Origin of the sequence: Marinobacter sp. bablab_jr003 (assembly GCF_016464245.1) — a bacterium.
Lineage (GTDB): Bacteria > Pseudomonadota > Gammaproteobacteria > Pseudomonadales > Oleiphilaceae > Marinobacter > Marinobacter vinifirmus.
Genome location: NZ_JADARC010000028.1, coordinates 1 through 280 on the forward strand (window position 1 = coordinate 1; position 280 = coordinate 280).

A 280-nucleotide genomic window follows, 5' to 3' on the forward strand; every position below is an offset into this window, starting at 1 on the left:
CCTCTGGTTGTGAAAGAGCATGCAGGTTAGACTTGGACATGGCGTATCCATCCTCTGTTGGTTGTGATCTTGGCGGTGATCAACCAACAGGATACGCCATCCTTTCAGCCTGCTTCCATACACCAGAAATCACCATAACTCCGGAAATGGTGATTCCGGATAATCTGCGCAGCGGTGTCAGCAAAGCCTGTCGGTACGATCCGGACTTGAACCCCAGCTACCAGCAACTGGCGGCGCACTACCAGGTCGCGGTGCTGCCCGCACGGCCCTACAAACCCAA

At 55.0% G+C, this 280-nt stretch carries 1 protein-coding gene; it reads left to right on the forward strand.

The window, feature by feature from the left end; translation table 11 throughout:
• Positions 1–38: 38 nt before the first annotated feature.
• A partial coding sequence (locus tag H3Z84_RS01695) for a transposase (RefSeq protein WP_199456027.1) occupies positions 39–280 on the forward strand: 242 nt, incomplete at its 3' end.